Genomic DNA, 22,350 nt, shown 5'->3' on the forward strand with positions numbered 1-22,350 from the left:
AGGACGTCGTGTCGATACTTGGCCGGATTGCGGCGCGGGTTACTCGGTCTTCTTCGTCGCTTTCTGGATCAGTCGGCGGATCTCGGCGAGCTCGTCGGGGTCGACGTCGCCCGCTTCGAGGAGGCGGAGCATGAGCGTGGTGGCCGAGCCGTCGAAGACGCGGTGGACGAGGTCGGAGACCATGCCGCGGCCGACTTCGTCTTCAGCGATCAGGGGGCGGAATTCGAAGGCCCGGCCGTTCTTGGTGCGGTCGAGGTATCCCTTGCGGACCATGATGTTCATCATGGTGATGACGGAGCTATGGGCGAGTTCCCGGCCCGATTCCGCGAGGGCGTCGCGGACCTCTTCCACGGTCCGGGGGGAACTGGTCCAGAGCACCTTGAGGATCGTGAGCTCAAGGTCGGTCGGATGCTCGGAGGGGGGCCGGGGCATGGTGTGGTCCGAACGGCAGGAGAAGGCCGGAGCCGCGAAGGGACAGATCGTCCGGCGGCGGAGCGTTCGTTTAACGAATTAGAAAATAGCCCCCGGCGAGCGAATCTGTCAACGACATTCTAAAGAATTCGATTGTCGGGCAGGGAGTCGGTCGAAGGAGCATTCAGAGCACGGGGTCCAGGGCAGGGGCCCTGGTGGGAGTGCAGTGGGGCAGCCCCCTTGCCCGCCGGGTGCCGGGCCCGTCGAGAACCCTGGGAGGGAGTCGGTGTGCGAACCCGGCGTGAGCAGTGCCGTGGTTCCCTGCCAGTCATGTATTGGCCACGCCGGACCAGGCGAAGAGTGTCACCCCATTCGCTTCTTCCCTCCCGGACGGGACTCGTTCGAACGGAGGCCGGGGTTCCCCCCGTTGAAACGGAGGTCTATTCCCTGCCGTCCCTGACGGGACACAGAGCGATTTGAAGGAGTCGTTCACTTCGCGTCGCCTCTCGCGGGTGACTGCCGATGTCATCACACAGCTCGATCAGCATGTTGTCGTACTCGGCGGTTCACTCATCCTCTTGAGGCGCGTCCACCGTCCAGCACTCCTCATTCGCGTCCTCGCGGCACTCCTCGATGAGCCAATCGGGGGCTTGCTGACTGTCTGCCAGCAATCGCGCGGCCCAGTAGCGGCATTTTGAGCAGGGAGTCTGGAAGTAGGCGATCAGGCCCAGCCTGAGACAGTCGGCGGTCTCGTTCTCTTCCAGAACGTGGACGATGTCGAGTAGCGCGCAGTGCCGATCCCATGGGTCGTCCGAAACCTCCAACTCGTCGAGCAATCGCTGCTCGTCTCCGGGTTCGAAGTTCTTGATGAACAGGTCGACGTCCAGCGGACTGAGAGTCCCTTCTCGCAGCGCATTGAGGGCGAAGTCTCGAACGAGCGGGTGGGCGTTCTGCTTGAGAGCACTCAATGCCCGACGAGTCACTTCCTCATTCGGGTGGCGGCAGAGATCAATGAGACGCGCGTCAAACTGGGGAAGCGGTCGATTCGAGAAAACGGTCAGCAGCCGCGCCAGAACTTCCGGATCCTGTTCTTTCCAGATCCGGTCCAGCACTGCCGTCAGTTCGGTCTCTGGAGCGTCCGCTCCCCATCCCCGATACCTTCGAAAGCTCGAGTCGGCGACGGCCTTCTGGATGAGATCCGCGGCGGAAATCGCTCGCATTTCTTGGAGGTACGATTTCTGCCGCTCATCCGGATCGACGGGGGTCCGGCGGTGCTTCTGCCACTCCGCTGCGAAGCGGGCGAGGTCCGGGTCGGCGGGATCTGCCAGGATCTCCCGAACAGGGATCTCACCACAGTGGTCGATGGCTCGATCGACCATCGCGTCGTCGTTCCACTCCCACTCGCCCCCTTCCAGACGCTGGCCGTGGACCTTGCTGAGGAAGCGGAACGCATCGAGACCATCCAGAGCCAATAGCACCCCTTCACCGATGTTGGGGTGCTCCGGCACCGGCCGCTTCTGGACGAACTCGTGAAGGGCTGTGCGAAACGCCCCGTCGCCGTTTTTCGCGAAGTGATATCCCAGGTCGGCGAACTGGTAGGCGTTGGCCGCCTCGGAGACTGTTCGCAAAGCGGAGAGGACCGGATCACGCAGTTCGTCCTTTCGGTCGGACAGGACGATCAGTTTCCAGAGCCATTCCCCACGTGTGTCTTCGCACTGTTTGTCATACCGCAGGTCATCAAGGCACGCCTCCCGCAGAAGGCCGCCATCGAGCACGCCCGCCCGGGCCCACTGCACGGCCCGCCCCAACCCCTTCTGCAAGGCGTCCCGCTGCTCTTCGTGCGTGGGGGCCGCCGGGGGGGAGAAGTCGGTGAATTTCAAACTCGTTTCCTGACGAATCGCTGATCCTGGGCCGCCTGACCGCTCTCGGACACCGGCCGTGGCAACTGGTTCGACGAAGAAGAGGCTTCCGGCGGGCAGAGGGCCGCACCTGTGACTGGAGGCGGCACCGTAGGTCCGTCTACTCCGCGGCCTCGCTTACCGAATGCCGCAGGAAATGCTTCCACTGCATCCGCAAACGCGGGAGCTCGTCTTCGCGGCGGGGAAACGTGACCACGGGAGGAGACTCCTTGTCCGGCCGATCGAACCTGACCGTCAGCCCGTTGATCACCACGAATTCGCTGGTGCCTCGAAAGAACCAGTGCACGCTGCTGAGGGCGTAAATTCGGGAGAGGGCGAGGTGCAGTTTCAACAGACATTCGTCGTTCTTGAAGAGCCGGGACAGACGCGTGATTCCGGCGGCGTCCGGGCGGAGGGCGACTTTCATGACTTCCGGAGAGTCCACCGGTCGCCATCCGACAAAGCATGTCGCCTGCCATTCGGTTTCCGAACTCCGGATGGCCGCGCTGACCTCCTCGAAGTCTCGCTGATCATCATCCAGTCCATAGATCTCCGTCAGCTCATTCCGACGCCGTCGAGCGTCCATCCACGGCAAGATGGTCTCCGGCGCTCCCGGCGAGGTCCACGACTCCGCTTGCCGGGCCCACTGCTCAATGAGGTGCCGCTGCTGCTCCCTCTCCTTCGGAATCGAGACTCGCTTTTCCAGGACGCCGCCGCCGAGTCGGTGGTCGACGATCACCTCCAGACCGGCGAGCTCCATGTGGGTTCCGTCGTCCTCCGTCCAGGAGCAGCCTCCGTAGACCTCAATCAGCGGAAGCGTGAGGATCAGATGGCCGGCGATGAACCGCTCCGGATCGAGAAGCAGCTCCCGGGCTTCGGCGACATCTCGCTGGGACAGCCGCTTCGGGAGGGCAGCGCGGAACTCCGGAGAGAGGGACGGGGCCAGACTCCCCCAGGGAGACAACTCCCAGTCGATCGACTCGTTCGTCAGCCCGGCGAAGCGTTTGGCGACAGCCTCTTCGCCACGGGCTGCGGGGGAATGCAGAAACGCGAGGCAGGAGAGAACGACAGCGGCGGGGACCGCGATCGCGAGGCCGTACTTCACGACAACCCTTCTGGTCTGCATGTGGCACCTGGCTTGGACCGTTCTTCACGAACGTGCCTCCGGCGGGCAAGGCTCCGCCCTGCACCCGCCAGGGGTGACCCCCTGGACCCCGGTGGCCGTGGCACGTCGGGTTGGAGCGAACAGAGTCGTGCCGGCAAGGACGGTGTTCGAGCCAAAGACAAGGACGACCGCCGCTTCCCTACGCCAGCACGTCCGTGACGACACGCGCCGGACGCTTGTTCGTGATGATCTGCTCCTGCCCATTGTGCGGGTACGTCAGCTCCTCATACCGCAGCCCGAACTGGTGCAGGAGCGTCGCTTGAAAATCGTTCGGCGTCACCACGTTCTCGACGGCGCGGTGGCCGAACTCGTCCGTCTTGCCGTACGCCATTCCCCCCTTGATCCCGCCTCCCGCCAGCCAGATGCTGAACCCCTGGCCGTTGTGATCCCGACCCGCCTTCTCCGGACCCCCCGCGCTCTGCGTCACCGGCAACCGGCCGATCTCGCCCCCCCAGTGGACGATCGTGCTTTCGAGAAGACCCCGCTGCTTGAGGTCCTTGACCAGCGCCGCCGCGGGCTGGTCGGTCTTGCGGCAGATCGACGGGAGGCCGGTTTTGATCTCGCTGTGATTGTCCCACGGCTGGCCCGCGTGGAAGAGCTGCACGAACCGCACACCGCGCTCGACCAGCCGCCGCGCGATCAGACACCGCGTTCCGTATTCCCGCGTCTCGTCCCGGTCGAGTCCGTAGAGCTTTTGTGTGGCTTCGGTTTCTTGAGAGAGATCGAGGGCCTCGGTCGCCGCGGTCTGCATTCGCGCGGCGAGCTCGTAACTGGCGATCCGGGCTTCGAGCTCCGCTTCGCCCGGGTGCGCGTCGAGGTGTTTCGCGTTGAGCGACTGGAGCAGGTCGAGGTTCTGCCGCTGGAGCGAGCCGGCGAGGTGCGCGGGGGGCTGGAGATTCAGGATCCGCGGCTCGCGCGGGCGGAGGACCGTCCCCTGAAACATCGCCGGCATGAAGCCGTTGGCCCAGTTCGTCACGCCGTCGACCGGCAGCCCCCCCGGATCGGAGAGGACCATATAGGCCGGGAGGTTCTGCGACTCCGAGCCGAGTCCGTAGACCAGCCACGACCCGAGCGTCGGCCGGCCCAGGACGCCGGGGATGCCGCCGTGGAAGTAGCGGATCGAGACCTCGTGGCCGTTGGCCCCGGTGTGCATGCTGCGGATCAGGCAGATATCGTCCACGATCTCCGATGTATGCGGCAGCAGCTCCGAGAGCTCGGTCCCGCACTCGCCGTGCTTCCGGAAAGTCCACGGGCTGCCGAGGAGCTTCTTGCTGGCGTCGTTGACGAAGCTGAACTGGACCTCGCCCGGGTAGTCGGTCCCGCTCAGCCGCTGGAGCTCCGGCTTGGGATCGGTGAGGTCCATGTGCGACGGACCGCCGTGCTGGAACAGCGAGATCATCGCCCGGGCCTGGCCGGGGAAGTGCGTCTCCCGCGGCAGCAGGTCGTTGTGCGGCTTGGCGGTGACGGACTTCGGCTTGGCGTAGGCCCGCTCCTGCTGGAGCATCCACGCCAGCGCGACGGAACCGACCCCCATGCCGCTCTGGGCCAGGAAGCTGCGACGGGAGAGTGGGAGGGAGGAGCTCATTGTCGAAATCACCCAGGGTGCGGTCGGTGTGGAAACGTCGGGCGTTTCCAGTCGGTCCGAAAGGTCTTCTCTACTCCGAAGGAGTTGTGCCTGATAGCCCAGGGTTGGCCGCGAAGCGGACTACCCTGGGTCTTCGTGCTTCATTCTCAAGAACCCCAACGGGGTTCCGTCAACGAGCCGTTTTGGCGCAACCCCGTTGGGGTAGTCTCTCTCCTTTGGATTCCATTCCCAGGGTAGCCCGCGTGGCGGGCAACCCTGGGCTATTGGACGCAACCCCTTCGGGGTAGACGCCTCACGGACCACGAACGTGAAACGGCGGAACTGACAACGGAAAACTGACGACTGACAACTTCTTCAATCGATATACAGGAACTCGTTCGAGTTCATCAGCATCTGGCACAGGTTCACCAGGACCTGACGGCCGGCGGAGCGGCCGGCCGCGGCGGCGCGGGGGTCGCGGTGGATCTCGCGGAGCTGCTGGCCCGCGAAGGTCATGGCCAGGGTAAATTCTTCCGGCTGCGGGGCGCGGCAGAGGATGAGCTGCCAGGCGCGGTGGATCTCCTGCGGCGTCAGCGATTCCGTGGCGAGCGGGCCGTGAAACTGACCGACCGAGTCGTATTCGCGACGGGTGCCGTCGGCTGCGGCGAGCGTCACCTTAACCGGCCAGCCGAAGGAGTCGGAGTTCTCGTTCGTGATGCAGTCGGCGATGAAGTCGATCGTCTCCCCTTCCTGGACACTGACGTCGGCGGCGTGGATCTCCGCTTTGCCGTTGGCCGCGGTCCCGGTCGCGAGGAGGCCCCGCGAGGAGGAGACGATCCGGCCCCGGACGCCGTCGCCACTCGGGCTGCCGTGGCTGAGGGTGCCGCTGATCGTGAGCGTGCCGTTGGCGGGGGCGGTCCAGCGGCGGATGGCCGCGAACTCCGTGTTGCCGGGATGGCCGCCGCTCGGGTGAAGCAGGGGCCAGCCGATCGTGGGGTCGGGAAGTTTCTCACCACCCTGCCACTGGCTGCCGGTCCAGTGCGCGAGCAGCGCGAACCGGGCGGTCCGCTGGGCCGCTTCGTCGAAGACGCCGTGGCCGTAGGTCCAGGTCGGGGGCGGTGTCGGCGGGAGGGCGGGCAGAGCGGAAACGATCTCGGGGGGGAGCGGCGGGGCGGTGGCCGCTTCGGCGCTGGCGCGGTCGGCGACGCGGCCCGCCTGCTCCAGCGTGAACTCGCCGTTGAGGAGCATCAGCGACTGCGTGGCAACGGTCGAGACCGGGCGGGCTTCGCAGTTGATCTCCATCACCGGAGCGTCGAAGGTCTGGAGCATGGCGACCGGCTGCGTCCGGCGGACCCGGATGTAGAGGCTTCGCCGGGTCTGCGAGCCGTCGACGGTCACCTGTCCCGTCTCGTCCTCCTTGATCGCGACCGGTGGTCCGAAGAGGTCGCGGGCGAGGCCGCCGGAGGCGGTCAGCATCCGGTCGCGGATGATCTCGGCGTCGAGCCGCTGGAGGGGCTTACGGCCGTAGTAGCGGTTGTCGGGATCGATCGCGGTCCGCTGCGGTTCGCGGACGGAGGACTGCCGCCACGTCGTGGAGAGGAGGATCGTCCGGTGCAGGGCCTTGAGGCTCCAGCCGCTCGCCATGAACTCCGAGGCGAGCCAGTCGAGGAGCTGCGGGTGCGTCGGCTCGGAGCCGAGCTTTCCGAACTCGCCCGGCGTGGAGACGATCCCCTGGCCGAAATGGTGCATCCAGATCCGGTTCACGAGGACGCGGGGGACGATCGGGTTCTGTCCGCCGGTCAGCCAGCGGGCGAAGGCGAGGCGGCGGCCGGTTGTCGGGAGTTGTTCGCTCTTGGCCGGGATTTCGAACCGCGATCCTTCGGGGGCCAGGACCGTCAGGCCGGCCGGGGCGACCTCTTCCCGCGGCTGCTGGAAGTCGCCGCGGTGGAACAGTTTCGTCGTCGGGTTGTGGCCAGCCGGCTCGACGAGGGCCCGGACGAACTCTTCGACCGGTTTTCCCTTGCGGGTCTCTTCGATGCGGGCGTCGAACTTCTTGAGGTCTTCGGCGGCGTCCGGCAGATACTGATAAAGCACCCCCGGCGAGATATTGACGCTGGGGTTCTTGGCGAGGAGCTCCTTCTGCTCCGGCGTGCGGTCTTTCTCGGCCGCCTGATACGCCGCCTTGAGCTGGCCCCGCAGCGGCTCCTCGTACTTCATGAGCTCCTTCTCGAGAGCCTGGGCCATGTACTCCGTCTGCTTGGTATTCTTCTCGGCGGCGATCTTCTGGACTTCGGCTTCGACCGCGGCCGCTTTCGCGCGGTCCGCTTCGGTGTAGAGCGAAACCTCGCGCTCTCCGGGGACCCGCCACTGCTGCCAGTCGAGGGCCGGCTCGAACACCGCCCGGACGGCGAAGTAATCGGTGTGCGAGATCGGGTCGTAGCGATGGTCGTGACACTGGGCACAGGCGAGGCTCGACCCCAGGAGCGAACTGCCGACGATCTTGAGCGTGTCGGCCATGACCTTGTTGCGGGCTTCGGGGCTGTTGTCGCCGCTCCCCGTGCCGTCGGCCGCCATGCGGAGGAAGCCGGTGGCGGTCAGGAGCTCGATCTGCTGCGGGGTCCAGTCGCCGGTCTTGGGCCCCGCGAGTTCGTCCCCGGCGAGCTGCTCGGTGATGAAGCGGTCGAACGGCTTGTCGGCGTTGAGCGAGCGGATGACATAGTCGCGGAACTTCCAGGCGGAGGCCCGCTCGGCATCGGCGATCGTGTACCCCTCGGAGTCGGCGTAGCCCGCGACGTCGAGCCAGTGCCGCCCCCACCGCTCGCCGTAGTGGGGGGACTGCAGCAGGGTGTCGATCAGTTCTTCATACCAGTTCGATCCGGCGGCGGTCTGCCAGCGGATCAGTTCATCGGCGGTCGGCGGCAGACCCAGCAGGTCGAAGTACACCCGCTTGATCAGAGTGGTCCGGTCGGCGTCGGGCGAGAACGTCAGTCCTGCCGGCATCGCCTGACGGACGAGGGCGTCGATGGGGTTGCGGACCCGCTCGGCTTCGGGGAACGCGGGGATCTCCGGCCGCTGGATCGGCTGGTAGGCCCAGTAGCTGCGGTCTTCGACGCTGATCGGGATCCCGGGGCCGATCGTCTCGGGTTCGGGCCGCAGCGTCGGGGCGCCGGCGGCGACCCACTTCTCCAGGATCGCGAGCTGGGCCGGCGGGAGGTGGGCTTCGCCGGGGGGCATCTCGCCGCTCTTGACGCGGTCGAGGAGGTAGCTGCCGTCGACATCGCCGGGGACCAGCGCGGGACCGGAGTCGCCCCCCTTCTGGAGGAAGCGGACGAGGCGGAGGTCGAGGCCGCCGTCCGGCTTGGGGCCGGCGCCGTGACAGTCGAAACAGAACTCCCGGAAGATCGGCCGGACGTCGCGTTCGAACGAGAGGGGCCTCTCCTCAGCGGTCACGCGCGTCGGGACGGCAGCAAGCAGTGCGGCCGCGAGCGGGGCGAGGAGAATCAGCGGCGACGAGGCCATCCAACGCATCAGGAATGCTCGAATGGGGGTGAGGCGGGCGGGGAGGTTGGCGGTGAGGCCGGTGGGGGGCAGGGAGGTGAATCCGTGCCGGGTTTCGATTGTCGCCATGGACTCCGGGAGGGGCAATACCATCCATCAAAAACTTCTGGTGCGATCGGTTCAGACCGGAGCGCGGGCGATGAAGGCTTGTTTGCCGTGGCGGTCGAAGCCGGCCGATTCGTAGAAGCGGAGGACCGACTCCTCTTTGCGGCTGGTCAGGAGCATGACCTTGTAGCACCGCTGCGACCAGGCGTAGCGGAGGGCGTGGGCCAGGATCTGTTTGCCGTGGCCGCGGTTCTGCCAGTCGGGGTGCGTGACGACGTTCTCGATCAGCGCGTAGGGGCGGCAGCCGCGGGTCAGGTTGGGGATGATCATCAGGGCGCAGGTCGTGATCAGCGTGCCGTCGTCATAGCCGCCGAAGTAGCGGCAGCCGGGCTGGGCCAGGGCTGCGCGCCAGGTGGCTTCGACCTCGGGACGCGGGGGGAGCGGGACGTCGTCCGGGTTGAGGTGGCGATACAGGGCCAGCAGCGCGTCGAGCTCACGGGGCTCGATCTCGCGGATCTCCATCGGCGCGGTTCCTGAAGGGAGGGGTGTCCCATTCTGCCGCGTGCGTCGAGACTTTGCGAAACGTCAGCCGAGGTTTCGCGCCGATGCCGGGCCCGGTTCGATATCGGGCCGCGGTGTTACCGGAGGAGAACGGGCGGGTCGTCGCCGACGGGCCTTCAATGCGGCAGCGGAGTCGCCCGGGATCTGGTGCTGCCGATGGGGACGTCCGGGATGTCCTGGATGTCGTGCACCGCGCTCAACTTCTCCAGGCGTCGTTCCGCGTGGCCCCGGCTGAGCTGCGACCGTTCACGCAGCCGATCCCGGACGACCAGCGACCGGTGAACGTAGAACACGAGCCCGAGCATCGCCGCGATCCCGGTCAGCAGCCGGACTTCGTCGGAGAGGGTGTAGCCCAGCGTCATCCCGGTCAGCAGGCTCGAGAGGATCGCGATCGTGAACCGGGAGATCAGCGGCGAGGTCTCTTCCGCGTGATCGAGTTCATCCAGGGTCCACATCCGCATAGTCATTGATCCTTGTCCGCTGGCTGCAGGCGGTCGCCGGGCGGGGGGCGCGCGGTGGATGCCGCGGGCCGCCCGATCGGGAACCGGACAGAAGTTGCCTGGTCAGGCCGTCGCCAGCCAGCGGTGGGGCGAGCGTCGGACCGCCGCGCGCTGCGCGTTGCGAAGGACCGTCCGGCTCAGACGGTCCGAGAGGACGCGGCGCCGGACTTCGCGGCGATAGACCTGGCACGCTCCAACGAGCGCGACACCGCAGGCGGCCGCCAGGAGCGAGCCGTGCAGGCCCGCCACGAACGACGAGGAGGCCGAGATCCCGAGGGCCAGGCAGGAGACAAAACAGAGACCGGCCCGAATCATCCAGAACGCGTTGACCACGTGACGTCCTTTCATGCCCCACCTCAGCGGGGGGAAGCTGCCTCCTGCTCTTCCTCGGCCATCGACCTGATGACCGGCGACTCGACCGGACTCTCCAGCAGAGTCCCGACGTTGGGCGTTGCGGGCCGACCGACACGAGGAGTGTCGGGTGGCTGCACCGCCGACATGGGGACGGCCAAGCTGGCTCGGATCGCCTCGATAGACCGACATGGTCCTGAGTTCCTTAAGGGCGCGATCTCGCTGGGCGCTGGCTCCGGGGGATGGCGTCGTCCTGCACTCTTCTTGCCGATAGACGGCCCCCTCGCGCGGCGCCGATCCGTTCGGTGGGGTCGAGAAATTTGCTCGGGCAGTCTGTGACGATCGTGACGGTGGTGACGACTCCCGTCGGCATTCGGACCGCAGCGTCTTGCTGCATCGCCAAGAGCGTCTGATCTCGGTTCATGAACGGTTCAGGGAGAGGGTTGGTCGCTGGACGGTCATGGTGGTAGCTGCTCGTTCAGGCTGGTCGGTTGGCACTTCTGACTGTTGCGTCCGGTCGACGTGAGGGTCCGGTAGACTGCGTCACGACATCGCCCACTTCACTATGGAGTCCCTCATGCCTCGCGCTCGCCTCGCACTCCTGGCCGTGCTGTCCTTCTTCGTATTCGATTGCCCAGTCGGGACCGCCGCCGATCCGGACGCGGCGCCAGCCGGTAGCGGGACGGAGCTCATTGTGCGGAACCGCGTGCGGCTTCAGCTTGCCGGGGCGGAAGTGGTCGTGGCCGCGGCTCGGAAGAAGGCGGCCGCCATGGGGCTGGCGGTCAACATCGCGGTTGTTGATGACGGCGGGCATCTCGTCGCCTTCGTCCGCATGGACAAGGCTCGACCGGCGAGCGGTTCCACCGCCATGACCAAGGCCGTGACCGCCGCCACGTTCCGCCAGCCGACCGGGCCGCTTCCCGCCAACGGAGAGCCGGACGTTCTTCTCAACATCAGCCTGCAGAACGCCGCGGCCGCGAGCGGGGGAAAGCTCACCACTCTCAAGGGGGGCGTGCCGATCGTTGTGGATGGCGAGGTGATCGGCGCGGTCGGCGTGGGGGGCGGATCGGGCGAGCAGGATGCCGAGGTAGCCCGCGCCGGGATCGAGGCCTTTGCGGCGGAACTGCAGAAGACGGCCGCTTCCCGCGACTGAGGAGGCGTGACGGGAGGCGCCGTCAGTTGGCCGTGGGGACGGCGGCACTCATCCAGCCGTTGACGTAGCCGTCGCGGACCGCGGGCGGGTCGGCTTCCGTTTGGGTCCAGACGGACTTTCCGTCGAGCTCCGCGATCACTTCCGCGCCGCTCATCTGGACGAGGGCGTAGTGCCAGCCCGCGGGGGATTTGTCGCCGGTCCGGGCTTCGAGGATCAGGAGGACTTCGGGATTGGTGCCGTTGGCGAAGGCGAGGATCGCGCCGTCGAGGACTCCCGCGGCGGGGTCGGTGTAGCGGACGAGGGGGCTGGCGAGGGGGCGGAGTTCGATCCGGCCTTCGGTGACCGCCTTCTCGTGGGCGGTGAAGCGGCGGTGGAGTTCCTTGAACTGTGTCATCCGCCGCACCGGTTTCTCGGCGGGGGCGGGGGCGTCTTCGAGCGGGTGGAACGCGAGGCCGCCTGCACGGGCGGTCCAGTCGAGGTCGGTGGCGTGGCGGGCGGCGATCCGCTCCGTGGAGAGGGAGGCGATTTCAAAGAGCCAGCGGGGGCCGCGGGGTTTTTCCGGGTAGAGCTCGATGGCGAGGAGGGCGGTGGGTCGGCCGCCGTTGGACCAGATCCAGAGGGAGGAGTCGTGGGACTCGCGCGTTTCGTCGTTGTAGCGGAGGATGGGGGTTTCGATGAGCGGGACGGCGGAGTCGGGTTTAGCGGGGTCGGAGAGGAGGCGGAAGCTGGAGGCGAGTTCGCGCATGCGGCGGAGGCGGTCGGCGCGTTCGGCATCGGTGGAGGGGGTTGGAGCGGGCTGTGCGAGCAGGAGCGCAGCGAGGGTGCAGAGCGAGGCGAGAGATTTCATGGCCACTCCAGCAGAGACAAGTTGTCTATAGGAGGAGAGTATTCGAACCTGAGTTGGCGTCGCAAGTGGAGGGGTCCAAAGAGCCGGGTCCAGGGTCCCCCTGGTGGGGAGTGCAGAGGGGCAACGCCCCTTTGCCCGCCGGAGGCCCTCTCGTCGGGAGATGTCTGAAGGAGGGCGTGTCCAAGCGCGGATGACGTGGCGTATGCCCCCTCACCGACCCACTGGGATTCCAGGGCGAGCGGTGAGTCCTCAACGCCGGTACCACAAAGGGGACGTCCGTTGTGTCCCACGGTTCCGCGATGGAAGTGCCTCCGGCGGCAAGGGGGTGAGACCCCCTTGACCCCAGGCTGCCGTCGCACGTTGGGTTTGAGCTATGGGTGTCGTGCCGGCAAGGACATGGTGCGACCCAGCGGACAAGCATCTTCCGTCCTTCGCCTTACGACTGTCGCATCAGTCTGTGCCGATGTGTAAGATCCCGAAAACGCCGAACACGGAGGCCGCGCTTGTCCACGTCGTTCACAAGGCGAAAGGCAATCGGATACGGGCTCGGCTCCTGCATCCCGCTGGCATTCTCATCCATGGCCCCGGCCGCAACCGGCCACGCCAGAGCCAGGGCGTGCCTGGTCCTCTTCATGGATGGCGGGGTGAGTCACGTCGATACCTTCGACATGAAGCCCGACGCGCCCGACGAGATCCGCGGGCCGTTCGGCTCCATCGAGACCTCGGTCCCCGGCACCCGCGTCTGCGAACACCTGCCCCTGCTCGCACAACAGATGCACCGCGTCTGGCAGATCCGCTCCGTCCGGCACGAGGAGATGGTGCATGACCCCGCGGTCTATCAGATGCTCACCGGCTACAAGCACGTCAGCTCCGCCGGCGGACTGAAGGTGGAAGAGACCGACCTCCCGCACATCGGGAGCGCGTTCGCGCGGGCCGCGCCATCGTTGCTGGAGATCCCGCCGTTCCTCGAGATCCCCGGCCGGATGACGATGGAGGGCCGGGTGCTGCCCGGACAGTCGGCCGGCGTCCTGGGGGTCTCATGGGACCCGTTTCCAGTTCCGGTCTCGCGGGAGGGGCTGGTGACTCCCCCGCCGTTCGAGCGGATGGCGGAACTCGATGAACGCCGCTGGCGGCTGCGGCATGCGCTCCTCGATCCCGCGGCCCTGGCCGACGCCGTCGAAGCGGAGCCGGCCGTCCGGTTCGAGGGATTCCAGCGGCAGGCCATGTCGATCCTCGACCGGACGGCGATCTCGGCGGCGTTCCAGCTCGATCGGGAATCGGCGGCGACGCGGGACCGCTACGGGCGGCATCGGCATGGGGCCTCGGTCCTGCTCGCGCGGCGGCTCGTGGAAGCAGGGGCCCGGTTCATCTCCGTCTACTGGGGCAACGAAGACCAGGACTGGGCCGATGGCCGCGGCTTGCGGCCGGCGAACAACCCCTGGGACACGCACCGCAACCACTTTCCACTCGTCCGCGACAGTCTGCTGCCCCGGGCGGACCAGGCACTCTCCGCGCTCCTCGAAGACCTCTCCGTGCGCGGCCTGCTGGACGACACGCTCGTCTTCTGGATCGGCGACTTCGGACGGACGCCGCGGATCAGCCGGCCGTGGGCCAGCCGGGATCACTGGCCGCACGCCTTCACCGTTCTGGCGGCGGGGGCCGGGCTGCCGATGGGAAGCGTCTACGGAAAGACGGACCGCCTGGGGGAGATGGTCGTCGACGATCCAGTCAGCCCGGCGGACCTGACCGCTTCGATGCTGCACATGCTCGGCGTGGCTCCGGATGTCCCGCTGCCGACGTCCCGTCGTCAGACACACCTCGCGTCGACCGGTCGGCCGCTCGCTCCCTGTTTAAACTGAGTCGGCTTTGGCAATCGTCCCCCGCTCAAGCGCTTCGGCCGCCTCAGGAGACCGCCCGTTCCGGGCGATCATTGACTCCGCGGCGCGGCGGTGGTTTGATCCACCAGGGTTTCAGGGTCATTGAGGCAGCGGAGCGTTCCCGCTGTCACTGCTTTTTCAGAACAGGACCGGGATGCACGGGTGACGTATGGAAAAGAAGGACAGCGGCTGGGTCGACATCTTCTGGGGATGCGTCTGTCTGGCCCTGGCGGTCGGCAGTTACGTCATCTTTACGAAGCTGGAGAACGATGGCGGGAACGTCCGGATGCCGGCGGTGATCATTCTGGCGTACAAGACGCTCGGCAAGACCGGCACCGCGGCGGTCTTCGGCGGCCTGGGGGGCCTGCTGATGATCTACGGCGGATCGAAGCTGATCTCGAAGAAGCCGGATGAGGACCCGGAAACGACGCCGGCCGCCGCGACTCAGGAAGATCCGTGATCCATGGCCGCCAGACTCGTAGCGGAGCAGGAAATTCGCGTCGGCGAACCGATCGTCCTGGAAGGGGCGTCGCCGACGCCCCCCTTCGCCGTGGTCTTTGAGGACGACGGCGACACGGGGTACTTCTATGCCCTCGATACGTCGCGCGAGGGGAACCCGATCGTCGACGCGCTGCACATCTACAACGTCGCCGGCGTGACCGACCGCCATCTGCCGTCCACGGTGCAGATCGTCTGGTCGGCGGATGACCGCAAGGCGGCCCTCCTCATCAACGGATACCCGCACGCCGTTTTCGACTTTGCGGCACAGCGCGGGTACTGCCGCGGCGGCTTCCCGCCGCCGGCTCCCAACGGCTGGACGAAGCACGGCCATGAGTGGGATGACGGCGTGCAGGAACTGTTCCGGTGACCGCCTGGGTACGCGGATGCTACCTTGGCGGGATGGCCACCTCTCACTCACGCCTCTTTCGTCTGCTCGTCGATTCGATCGTGACCTCGCGATTCCGCCAGGCCCGGGGCTCTCTCGCAGTCCTGCTCCTGGCGGGGCTTGGAGGCTCGACAGCAGGCCGTGCCGTTGCCGAGCCCCCGACCGCGGAGGCCATTCAGGGGGGACACAAGGAACTTGAAGCGGCGGCCCTGCGCGTTCAGGGCCGCATCCGCGGCTTCCGGATCGAGACTCCCAGGCCGGCCGCACTCGAAAGCGCGGAGACGCCCGACGACATCCCGCTCGTCCTCATCGGCTCGCTGTGGCGCAGCCCCGAGCGGTTCCGCGCGAACTACAGGACGGTCTCGCCGCAGAAGGGCGCGTCCGAGCTCCGGAACGCCGTGGCGCTCGACGGGGACCGGGGTTTCGAGCTCAGTCCCGGGCTCGCCTCAACCGCCGGGATGCTGCGCGTCTACGAACCGGGGGCCGCCGAGGGCGCGGCGTCCAGACTATTCATCTCGTCGCAGTTCTATGAATCGATCGATTCGCTGTGGTTCAAGCAGGTCGCGGGGCTGTTGCAGGCCAGGGGAACGTCCGTGGAAGCGTCCCCGCGGCTGGCGGAGGGGACGCTGGTCAAGGGCTTGTCCGAAGGGACTCTCGCTCAGCTCCACGTGCGGGATGCGGCGCCACACCCGCTGGTGTTCGTCTCCGCGTCGGCCGGCTCCGGGGACCAGCAGATCAAGATCGAAAGGCGGATCGACTCGAAGCGACACGCGGGGAAGTGGACTCCCGTCCGGGTCGTGGCCGTAGTGTCGATCGGCAAGATCGCGGGCTACACCGAGATCACCGAGCTGACCCTGACGCCCCTGGAAACGGGCTCGCCGATCGACGGGCCGATCACGGCGGCATCGTTTCGCGACATGGGCTACGACTATCAGGTTTACCTGCTGGAAGGGAACAAGCCCGAGCAGCTGAAGGAACGGTACCGGGCTTTGGGCGATCCGCCCGGCGAGTGACGAACGCTGACGAGCGTGGTCTCGACCAGGAGGGAGGGTCTACCAGAGGCGTGGCCGACCCGACTCGGGAAGTCGGCCTCAGGAAACGTAGCCTCCGCCCTGCAGCGGGGGGCGTGTTTGGGCGCGCTGCTCTTCGGCATGCCAGCCTGCCGCGTCCGCGGAGAACAGGTAAGGGACGTTCAGCAGGTCGCCGAGCGCCTGCATCAATCGGGCCGCTCCGACATAGTCGCCCGTCAGCAGGATCGGCACCCGGCAGCACGGCCCGTCCGGGGAGCGCTGCAGGACCAGCAGTCCCTGCACGACCGCGTAGGTCGAGCGGTGATTTGCCCGTCCCATCGTGAACTTCCAGGGACAGAGTTGCACCCCCCGAACGAGTTCCGCGGCGATCCTCGTGTGGACTCTCGGGGGTTCTCCCAGGAGCCACTTCAGGGCCAGGGCCAGATTCGGGGCCTGGTTGCCGGAAGGAGCGGGGATCTCGGCGGAATCGAGCTCCAGATCGTCGCCCCTGCGGGGAATGGTCAAACGGCTCAGGCGCTGCCAGCTTCGCCGAATCATCAGGCCGATGAGCACGAAGGTGGTTCCCCCGCACAGGGCGGTGACGAATGTGGCCGCCACGATGGCGAGCGGCCAGCTGTTGCGGATGACGTCCGAATGGAAAACCCAGCTCAGCAGCCCGGTGAAGCCGATCAGGAAGGGAACGCCGAAGCCGACGAGAAAGGCCTTGGTGCCGCGCCAGAGTTTCGGATTGGGACGGAATTCCCACGCGGACGGACCTTCGACCAGCTCATGCGTGAGCCGTCCGTGGGCCGTCGAAAACTCCTGCAGGACAGGCTCCTGAGGGATGCCGCTCAAGACGTCCGGAGCCGCATGACGGATCGAAACGGAGCGCATCAGCGTCGGAACGGCCGACAGAGCCAGACCAGCGGCAAAAGCCGCCAGGACGGCGGCCCCGACCCATGCTGCCCAAGGCGGAAAATTGGGGGCCGGAGCCAGCGCGAGCGCGGTCGCGCCGATCGCTGCGATTCCAAAGAGAACAATCAGAATCAGGGACACGGTCCAGCGACCGGGAAAGTGAACCTCCGACTCGACTTCTCTCCAGGCTGGGGCGTCCGTCATGGAAGGACTGTCTTGAGGGGAGGCAGGGGACCGAACTCACCACAGCGCGACGAAGGGGACCCACCCGAGTGGCGGGCATCCTGATAACCCCCAGAGTCGGAGATCCGTTGCTTCTTGTGGTTCGCTCGACGGACCTGCCTCCATTCCTACACCTTCACCGCCGGGCCCTTTCTGTGCTCGCGGTCCATCTGCGGGGCATGGCTCTGGCACTCGTGGTGCGACCCGAGGAGCAGCCGCGCGACGAGCGCCGTCCAGCCGGTCTGGTGCGTGGCCCCCAGGCCGCGGCCGTTGTCCCCGTGGAAATATTCGTGGAACAGGACTAGGTCCTTCCAGTGCGGGTCCGAGGCGTACCGCGGATCTCCCGCATGGCATGGCCGGCCTCCGTCGGCCTCCGGCAGGAACAGGGCGGAGAGTCGGCGGCTGAGCTCTTTGGCCACCTCGCTCAGGTTCATCCACTGGCCGGAACCGGTCGGGCACTCCACCTTGAACGAGTCGCCGTAGAAGTGGTGGTATCGTTCGAGAGCCTCGATCAGGAGATAGTTCACGGGGAACCACACGGGGCCGCGCCAGTTTGAGTTCCCGCCGAAGATCGACGTCGACGACTCCGCCGGGTCGTACTTCACGACGTGCTTCTCGCCCCCCACCCAGAACTCGTACGGCTCGTCGAGATGGACCCGCGAGAGAGCCCGCACGCCGTAGGGGGAGAGGAACTCGTTCTCGTCGAGGATGTACTTCAGCATCCGCTCCAGCCGTTCCTGGCAGGGGATCGCCAGGAGCCGCTTGCCGCAGCGGTTGCCCTTGCCGTCGTCATGCTCCATGTAGGAGATCTGCTCCGCCAGATCGCCGCGGTTCTCCAGGAACCACTCCATCCGGCGGCGGAAGGGGGGCAGGGCATCGAGCAGATCGTCGTCGAGGATTTCCACGGCGAACATCGGGATGATCCCCACGATCGAGCGGATCCGCATCGAGTGCGAGGCGTCGTCGAGCCGCAGGAGGTCGTAGTAGAAGCCGTCCTGCTCGTCCCACAGCCCGGTTCCGCCCAGGGTGTTCATGGCGTCGGCGATGGCGACGAAGTGCTCGAAGAACTTCGAGGCAACATCGTCATAGGTCGAGTCGTGCCGCGCGAGCTCCAAGGCCATGGAGAGCATGGTGGCGCTGTAGAACGCCATCCAGGCGGTCCCGTCCGCCTGCTCGAGCTGGCCGCCGGTCGGCAGCGGGCGCGAGCGGTCGAAGACCCCGATGTTGTCGAGACCGAGGAAGCCCCCGGCGAAAAGGTGCCGGCCGTTGACGTCCTTGCGGTTGACCCACCAGGTGAAGTTGATGATCAGCTTCTGGAAGGCCCGCGCCAGGAAGCCGACGTCCCGCTGGCCACGGGGGCCGGACATCTTGTAGACCCGCCAGCAGGCCCAGGCGTGGACCGGCGGGTTGACGTCGCTGAAGGACCACTCGTAGGCCGGGATCTGGCCGTTGGGGTGCATGTACCATTCGCGGAGCATGAGCAGCAGCTGCTGCTTGGCGAAGCTGGGGTCGACGTCCGCCATCGGGAGCATGTGGAAGGCGAGGTCCCACGCGGCGTACCACGGGTACTCCCACTTGTCCGGCATCGAGATGACGTCGCGGTTGAAGAGCTGCTGCCAGTCGTTGTTCCGCCCCTTCCACCGCTCGGCGGGGGGCGTCGGCTCGGCCGGGTCCCCTTCGAGCCAGTCCTTCACCGAGTAGTGATAGAACTGCTTGCTCCACAGGAGGCCGGCATAGGCCTGCCGGGCGACGTTCCGCTTCTCCGGCTCGCTCTCGTCCGGGAGCCGCGACTCATAGAAGACGTCCGCTTCGGCGATCCGCTGCTCGAAGGTCCGGTGGAAATCCGCGCCGAACGGTTTAGCGGGAGCGGCGCTCTCCGCGACCAGCCGGAGCCGGACGGTCACCTCAGCCCCCGCCGGGATCTGGAGCTTCCAGTAGGCGGCCGCCTTGGTCCCGCCGTTGTGGCCGGCGACGGCGGCCGGATTCTTCTCGATGACGTAGTCGTGGAAGGCATCCTTGGAGGGATGCTCCCCGTTCTCCATGCCGAAGAGGCGGGTGACGTTCGTCTCGTTCTCCGTGAAGAGAACCTTGTGCGGGACGCCCGTCGTCTCGATGAAGAACCGGAAGCGGCCGAGGGTGGCGTGGTCGCAGAGGATCGAGCCGTCCGCCAGGAGTTCCATCCAGGGCTTCCGCTCGCACCCTTCGTGCTTGCAGCCCCAGGACCAGCTGTTGCGGAACCAGAGGGTCGGCAGGAGGTGCAGCGGAGCGGGGGCGTCGCCGCGGTTGGCGACGGTGAGGCGGATCAGGATGTCGTCCGGGGAGGCCTTGGCGTACTCGGCGGTGACATCGAAGTAGCGGTTGTCGCTGAAGACGCCGGTGTCTTCGAGTTCGAACTCCGGCTGGGTGCGGTCGCGAGCGCCGTTCTCGTCGACGAGCTGCTGGTAGGGGTACTCGGCCTGGGGGTACTTGTAGAGGGCCTTGAGGTAGGAGTGGGTGGGGGTGGAGTCGAGGTAGAAGTAGGTCTCTTTGACGTCCTCGCCGTGGTTCCCTTCGGGGCCCGTCAGTCCAAAGAGCCGTTCCTTAAGGATGGGGTCCTTCTCGTTCCAGAGCGCGAGGGCGAAGCAGAGGCGGCATTCGCGGTCGCAGATGCCGAGGAGGCCGTCTTCTCCCCAGCGGTAGGCGCGGCTGCGGGCGTGGTCATGCGGGAAGTAGTTCCAGGCATCTCCGTTCTCCGAGTAGTCCTCACGGACGGTGCCCCACTGGCGTTCGGAGAGGTAGGGCCCCCAGCGGTGCCAGTTGGCGGATCGTTCGTAGGATTGTCGGAGGCGAAGTTCTTCGCTGAGCACAGGCGGCCTCTGGGGGATGGTGAGTTCTTGATCATAGGTTAAGTTTGGTGATCGTGCTGCTGGGGAGAGGGAGGAAGGCGGAAGGTCGAGAGGAAGAGGCCCGCAGTTCTTGTTTCACCGGGTCCAGGGTCACCCTGGTGGGGAGTGCAGCCATCTCGGCGTTCTGCAGGTTCCTGATGAGAAGAGGTGGGAAACACAGAGACGCAGAGGGCACGGAGAGGGACGGCAGGAGAGCCGACGTTCGCAAGGTTCTTCGGGAGAGAGTGGGAGCGGCCGATCAATACAGATGGGCAAGGATCAAGGCCGGGAAGCCGATTCCCACGGCCTCTGCCTCCTTCCTCTCCGTGCCCTCTGTGCCTCTGTGTTTCAAAATCCCGACGGCTTGTGAAACACAACAACCTCGGCGCCGCTGAGCGACGGACCTGCCTCCGAGAAGCGATGCACGCTGTTTCCCGCAACGCGCACCGTTCAATCTTTGGCTCAATAAGATCACTGTGCCGGCAAGGACGGTCGTCCGGCGTTATGACTCTTCGGCTTGGCCTTCGACGAAGCGGCGCAGACAAGCCGCGAAGTTCTCCGCGAAACGCTGAAACGTCGCGGTCTCATGATCGTACATGAACGACTGACCTTGGCGAGATCTCGACGCTGCGCATGTCGGAGGTCCTCGGAGAGAGGGGAGCCCGGAAGAGGCTCGAAGCTACCGCCGCCGAAAGCGAGCGTCAGTTGCGGGGCAATGATGGGCGACGGCGTGGTTCTGGAGCGGTACTCCTGCGTCCGTCGTTGTTCTTCCGGCCGACGATCGCCGCCCGTTCGAGTCGATGCCCGAATCGTGCGGCGGCTGACGCGCTCGGGAAGGCGGCTTTACGATGCCTCGGACCAGTGGTGACCGGGCCGTCCGGGAGGCCATGGCCCAGGTTCCGACCCACTGCCGTTCCGTGGAATTCAACGGGTGAAAGTGCCATACCATCGGCGCGCTGAACAGGAGCAGGGCTGTGACAAGAATCCGCCAAGGCCAAGGGCGAATCAGTCTCTTCCCGGACATGCCACCTCTTGCGGAAGCCCGCGATGCGGGAAATGTCAGGGGCATCGCAATGCCTCCTTCTCCGGGCCACCCTACCGGGCAATCTCCGGGGCGGGGATCGTTCCGGCCTTGATGGCCCGGTAGTAGCACCACAGCAGGTGGGCGGCGATGCCTCGGTCGGGCTGCCAGCGACGGGCTCGTTCGGAGAGTTCTTTCTCCGTGGGACGAGCCGGGGTTCGGGCGGCCCAGCGGTAGCTCTCCTGGAGGGCGAGGTCCTTCGCGGGAAACAGATCGGTGCGTCCCTCGCAGAACATCAGATAGACCTCGGCCGTCCATCGGCCGATCCCCTTGAGCGCCGTCAACGCTTCGATCGCCGCCTCGTCATCCAAGTCTCTTAACCGCCCGAAGTCGATCGCGCCTGACGACTCCGCGTCCGCGAGGGCTCGTACGTAGACCGCCTTCGGCCTGGAGAGGCCGAACGTCCGCAACGTCTCGACATCAAAGGTGCTGACATTCTCCGCCGTGACGGTCCCGACCCCCTGTTGGAGTCGCTTCCAGATCGCGGCCGCCGAGGCGACGGAGACCTGCTGTTCGCAGATCAGCTGCACGAGGCCGATGAACCCGGCATCCCGGATACGCCACTCGAACGGTGCCACCTCTGCATGGGCGATCGCCAGGACCGGATCGGCCGCGCTCAGCCGTTGCCGCGCGGCCTCGATCTCCGCGGCGGACAGGACATGGACGGCAGTCGTTCGAGACTTGGCGTTCACTGGGTTTCCACGCACGAAGAAGTTTGCCCGGGCTTGTTGCCTCAGCCTCCAGTCACCGGAACCGAACTGCCGGCGTTCACCTCAAAGAGAACCCGCTGACTTGAACTGCGCGACGGTGGCAGACGTTCTTCCAGCGCGAGGAGCTGCCGTTTGCGTTCGAGGCCGCCACCGTAGCCCGTCAGGACTCCCGACGTGGCGATGACGCGGTGGCAGGGGATGATGATGGAGATCGGGTTCCTTCCGTTCGCCGCGCCGACCGCCCGGGTGGCCGCCGGGTTTCCGACTCGCCGCGCGAGCTCGGCATAGCTCTGGGTTTCGCCGAAAGGGATGCGGAGCAGTTCGTCCCAGACACGTTGCTGAAACGGGGTGCCCGTCGGTCGGAGCGGAAGGTCGAAGCTCTGCCGGGTCCCCTGGAAGTACTCGGACAGTTGTCGCCGGGCTTCGTGGAAGAGATCGTCCGATCGTTGTGAGCCCTCCGGCACGCCGCGCCAATGCCGGTGGGAGGGGAAGTGGAGGCCGGTGAGGTGCGTGCCGTCTCCCTGGAGAGTGATCGGTCCGACGGGGCTGTCGAACTCGGTGTGAAAGAGAGGGGTGGCCATGGACTGTCCTTTGGCGGCCGCAGAAGGACGTTTTCGTCTGCGGGGATCGGGAACGGGGAAGGGATTGTACGCGCCGAAGGGAATGAAGCCGTTCCCGGCCGCGATTCCTCATGTGCCCAGGAACGAGACGGCACTTCGACAGTTAACGAGT

At 66.4% G+C, this 22,350-nt stretch carries 18 protein-coding genes; 5 read left to right on the forward strand and 13 right to left on the reverse strand.

Annotated features, from left to right (window positions below; genetic code table 11):
• Nucleotides 1–39 precede the first annotated feature (39 nt).
• The 8 genes from VT03_RS22305 to VT03_RS22340 all read right to left on the reverse strand — a co-directional run bounded on the left by VT03_RS22305 (nt 40) and on the right by VT03_RS22340 (nt 10,050).
• Nucleotides 40–432: a BlaI/MecI/CopY family transcriptional regulator gene (locus VT03_RS22305; protein ID WP_075095048.1), complete on the reverse strand. Its 393-nt coding sequence runs from the start codon at nt 430–432 to the stop codon at nt 40–42.
• A gap of 545 nt (nt 433–977) precedes the next feature.
• Nucleotides 978–2,291: a hypothetical protein gene (locus tag VT03_RS22310; RefSeq protein ID WP_075095049.1), complete on the reverse strand. Its 1,314-nt coding sequence runs from the start codon at nt 2,289–2,291 to the stop codon at nt 978–980.
• Between the two features lie 139 nt (nt 2,292–2,430).
• Complete coding sequence (locus tag VT03_RS22315; RefSeq protein WP_075095050.1) at nt 2,431–3,435, reverse strand: hypothetical protein; 1,005 nt, start codon at nt 3,433–3,435, stop codon at nt 2,431–2,433.
• 178 nt (nt 3,436–3,613) lie between these two features.
• Nucleotides 3,614–5,059 carry a DUF1501 domain-containing protein gene (locus tag VT03_RS22320; protein ID WP_075095051.1) on the reverse strand — a complete coding sequence of 482 codons (1,446 nt, stop codon included), beginning with the start codon at nt 5,057–5,059 and terminating at the stop codon, nt 3,614–3,616.
• 354 nt (nt 5,060–5,413) lie between these two features.
• Entirely contained in the window at nt 5,414–8,665 is a 3,252-nt protein-coding gene (locus tag VT03_RS22325; RefSeq protein WP_075095052.1) for a PSD1 and planctomycete cytochrome C domain-containing protein, read from the reverse strand.
• Nucleotides 8,666–8,716: 51 nt separating this feature from the next.
• Complete coding sequence (locus VT03_RS22330; RefSeq protein ID WP_075095053.1) at nt 8,717–9,163, reverse strand: GNAT family N-acetyltransferase; 447 nt, start codon at nt 9,161–9,163, stop codon at nt 8,717–8,719.
• Between the two features lie 155 nt (nt 9,164–9,318).
• Complete coding sequence (locus VT03_RS22335; protein ID WP_075095054.1) at nt 9,319–9,663, reverse strand: hypothetical protein; 345 nt, start codon at nt 9,661–9,663, stop codon at nt 9,319–9,321.
• 102 nt (nt 9,664–9,765) lie between these two features.
• Nucleotides 9,766–10,050: a hypothetical protein gene (locus tag VT03_RS22340; protein ID WP_075095055.1), complete on the reverse strand. Its 285-nt coding sequence runs from the start codon at nt 10,048–10,050 to the stop codon at nt 9,766–9,768.
• 580 nt (nt 10,051–10,630) lie between these two features.
• Between VT03_RS22340 and VT03_RS22345 the strand changes: the two genes are divergently transcribed.
• Nucleotides 10,631–11,206, forward strand: coding sequence for a GlcG/HbpS family heme-binding protein (locus tag VT03_RS22345; protein ID WP_197489045.1), 576 nt, complete (start codon nt 10,631–10,633; stop codon nt 11,204–11,206).
• Between the two features lie 22 nt (nt 11,207–11,228).
• Here VT03_RS22345 and VT03_RS22350 read toward each other — a convergent pair whose 3' ends face one another.
• Entirely contained in the window at nt 11,229–12,053 is an 825-nt protein-coding gene (locus VT03_RS22350; protein ID WP_075095056.1) for a hypothetical protein, read from the reverse strand.
• A 578-nt stretch (nt 12,054–12,631) separates the two neighbouring features.
• Between VT03_RS22350 and VT03_RS22360 the strand changes: the two genes are divergently transcribed.
• The 4 genes from VT03_RS22360 to VT03_RS22375 all read left to right on the forward strand — a co-directional run bounded on the left by VT03_RS22360 (nt 12,632) and on the right by VT03_RS22375 (nt 15,829).
• Nucleotides 12,632–13,912: a DUF1501 domain-containing protein gene (locus VT03_RS22360; protein ID WP_082846434.1), complete on the forward strand. Its 1,281-nt coding sequence runs from the start codon at nt 12,632–12,634 to the stop codon at nt 13,910–13,912.
• 187 nt (nt 13,913–14,099) lie between these two features.
• Nucleotides 14,100–14,390, forward strand: a complete 291-nt coding sequence (locus VT03_RS22365) for a hypothetical protein (RefSeq protein WP_075095059.1) — start codon at nt 14,100–14,102, stop codon at nt 14,388–14,390.
• Between the two features lie 3 nt (nt 14,391–14,393).
• Nucleotides 14,394–14,798: a DUF2251 domain-containing protein gene (locus tag VT03_RS22370; RefSeq protein ID WP_075095060.1), complete on the forward strand. Its 405-nt coding sequence runs from the start codon at nt 14,394–14,396 to the stop codon at nt 14,796–14,798.
• Between the two features lie 32 nt (nt 14,799–14,830).
• Nucleotides 14,831–15,829 carry a hypothetical protein gene (locus VT03_RS22375; RefSeq protein WP_075095061.1) on the forward strand — a complete coding sequence of 333 codons (999 nt, stop codon included), beginning with the start codon at nt 14,831–14,833 and terminating at the stop codon, nt 15,827–15,829.
• A 78-nt stretch (nt 15,830–15,907) separates the two neighbouring features.
• Here VT03_RS22375 and VT03_RS22380 read toward each other — a convergent pair whose 3' ends face one another.
• From VT03_RS22380 to VT03_RS22395, 4 genes are all read right to left on the reverse strand, one after another.
• Nucleotides 15,908–16,945 carry a hypothetical protein gene (locus VT03_RS22380; RefSeq protein WP_075095062.1) on the reverse strand — a complete coding sequence of 346 codons (1,038 nt, stop codon included), beginning with the start codon at nt 16,943–16,945 and terminating at the stop codon, nt 15,908–15,910.
• A 146-nt stretch (nt 16,946–17,091) separates the two neighbouring features.
• On the reverse strand, nt 17,092–19,809 hold the full coding sequence (locus tag VT03_RS22385) for an MGH1-like glycoside hydrolase domain-containing protein (RefSeq protein WP_075095063.1): 2,718 nt from the start codon (nt 19,807–19,809) through the stop codon (nt 17,092–17,094).
• A 1,113-nt stretch (nt 19,810–20,922) separates the two neighbouring features.
• Nucleotides 20,923–21,600 (reverse strand): DNA-3-methyladenine glycosylase family protein, encoded by a 678-nt coding sequence (locus VT03_RS22390; protein WP_197489047.1) that lies wholly within the window; start codon nt 21,598–21,600, stop codon nt 20,923–20,925.
• A 41-nt stretch (nt 21,601–21,641) separates the two neighbouring features.
• Complete coding sequence (locus VT03_RS22395; protein WP_075095064.1) at nt 21,642–22,199, reverse strand: methylated-DNA--[protein]-cysteine S-methyltransferase; 558 nt, start codon at nt 22,197–22,199, stop codon at nt 21,642–21,644.
• Between the last annotated feature and the right edge of the window lie 151 nt (nt 22,200–22,350).

Source organism: Planctomyces sp. SH-PL14 (assembly GCF_001610835.1).
In the GTDB taxonomy this organism is placed as follows: Bacteria; Planctomycetota; Planctomycetia; order Planctomycetales; family Planctomycetaceae; genus Planctomyces_A.

Excerpts from the sequence above, each read along its gene's own strand:
- VT03_RS22305 (WP_075095048.1), bottom strand. The coding sequence starts at position 432 with ATGCCCCGGCCCCCCTCCGAGCATCCGACCGACCTTGAGCTCACGATC.
- VT03_RS22315 (WP_075095050.1), bottom strand. The coding sequence starts at position 3,435 with ATGCAGACCAGAAGGGTTGTCGTGAAGTACGGCCTCGCGATCGCGGTC.
- VT03_RS22320 (WP_075095051.1), bottom strand. The coding sequence starts at position 5,059 with ATGAGCTCCTCCCTCCCACTCTCCCGTCGCAGCTTCCTGGCCCAGAGC.
- VT03_RS22325 (WP_075095052.1), bottom strand. The coding sequence starts at position 8,665 with ATGGCGACAATCGAAACCCGGCACGGATTCACCTCCCTGCCCCCCACC.
- VT03_RS22330 (WP_075095053.1), bottom strand. The coding sequence starts at position 9,163 with ATGGAGATCCGCGAGATCGAGCCCCGTGAGCTCGACGCGCTGCTGGCC.
- VT03_RS22335 (WP_075095054.1), bottom strand. The coding sequence starts at position 9,663 with ATGCGGATGTGGACCCTGGATGAACTCGATCACGCGGAAGAGACCTCG.
- VT03_RS22340 (WP_075095055.1), bottom strand. The coding sequence starts at position 10,050 with ATGAAAGGACGTCACGTGGTCAACGCGTTCTGGATGATTCGGGCCGGT.
- VT03_RS22345 (WP_197489045.1), top strand. The coding sequence starts at position 10,631 with ATGCCTCGCGCTCGCCTCGCACTCCTGGCCGTGCTGTCCTTCTTCGTA.
- VT03_RS22350 (WP_075095056.1), bottom strand. The coding sequence starts at position 12,053 with ATGAAATCTCTCGCCTCGCTCTGCACCCTCGCTGCGCTCCTGCTCGCA.
- VT03_RS22360 (WP_082846434.1), top strand. The coding sequence starts at position 12,632 with ATGGCCCCGGCCGCAACCGGCCACGCCAGAGCCAGGGCGTGCCTGGTC.
- VT03_RS22365 (WP_075095059.1), top strand. The coding sequence starts at position 14,100 with ATGGAAAAGAAGGACAGCGGCTGGGTCGACATCTTCTGGGGATGCGTC.
- VT03_RS22370 (WP_075095060.1), top strand. The coding sequence starts at position 14,394 with ATGGCCGCCAGACTCGTAGCGGAGCAGGAAATTCGCGTCGGCGAACCG.
- VT03_RS22375 (WP_075095061.1), top strand. The coding sequence starts at position 14,831 with ATGGCCACCTCTCACTCACGCCTCTTTCGTCTGCTCGTCGATTCGATC.
- VT03_RS22380 (WP_075095062.1), bottom strand. The coding sequence starts at position 16,945 with ATGACGGACGCCCCAGCCTGGAGAGAAGTCGAGTCGGAGGTTCACTTT.
- VT03_RS22395 (WP_075095064.1), bottom strand. The coding sequence starts at position 22,199 with ATGGCCACCCCTCTCTTTCACACCGAGTTCGACAGCCCCGTCGGACCG.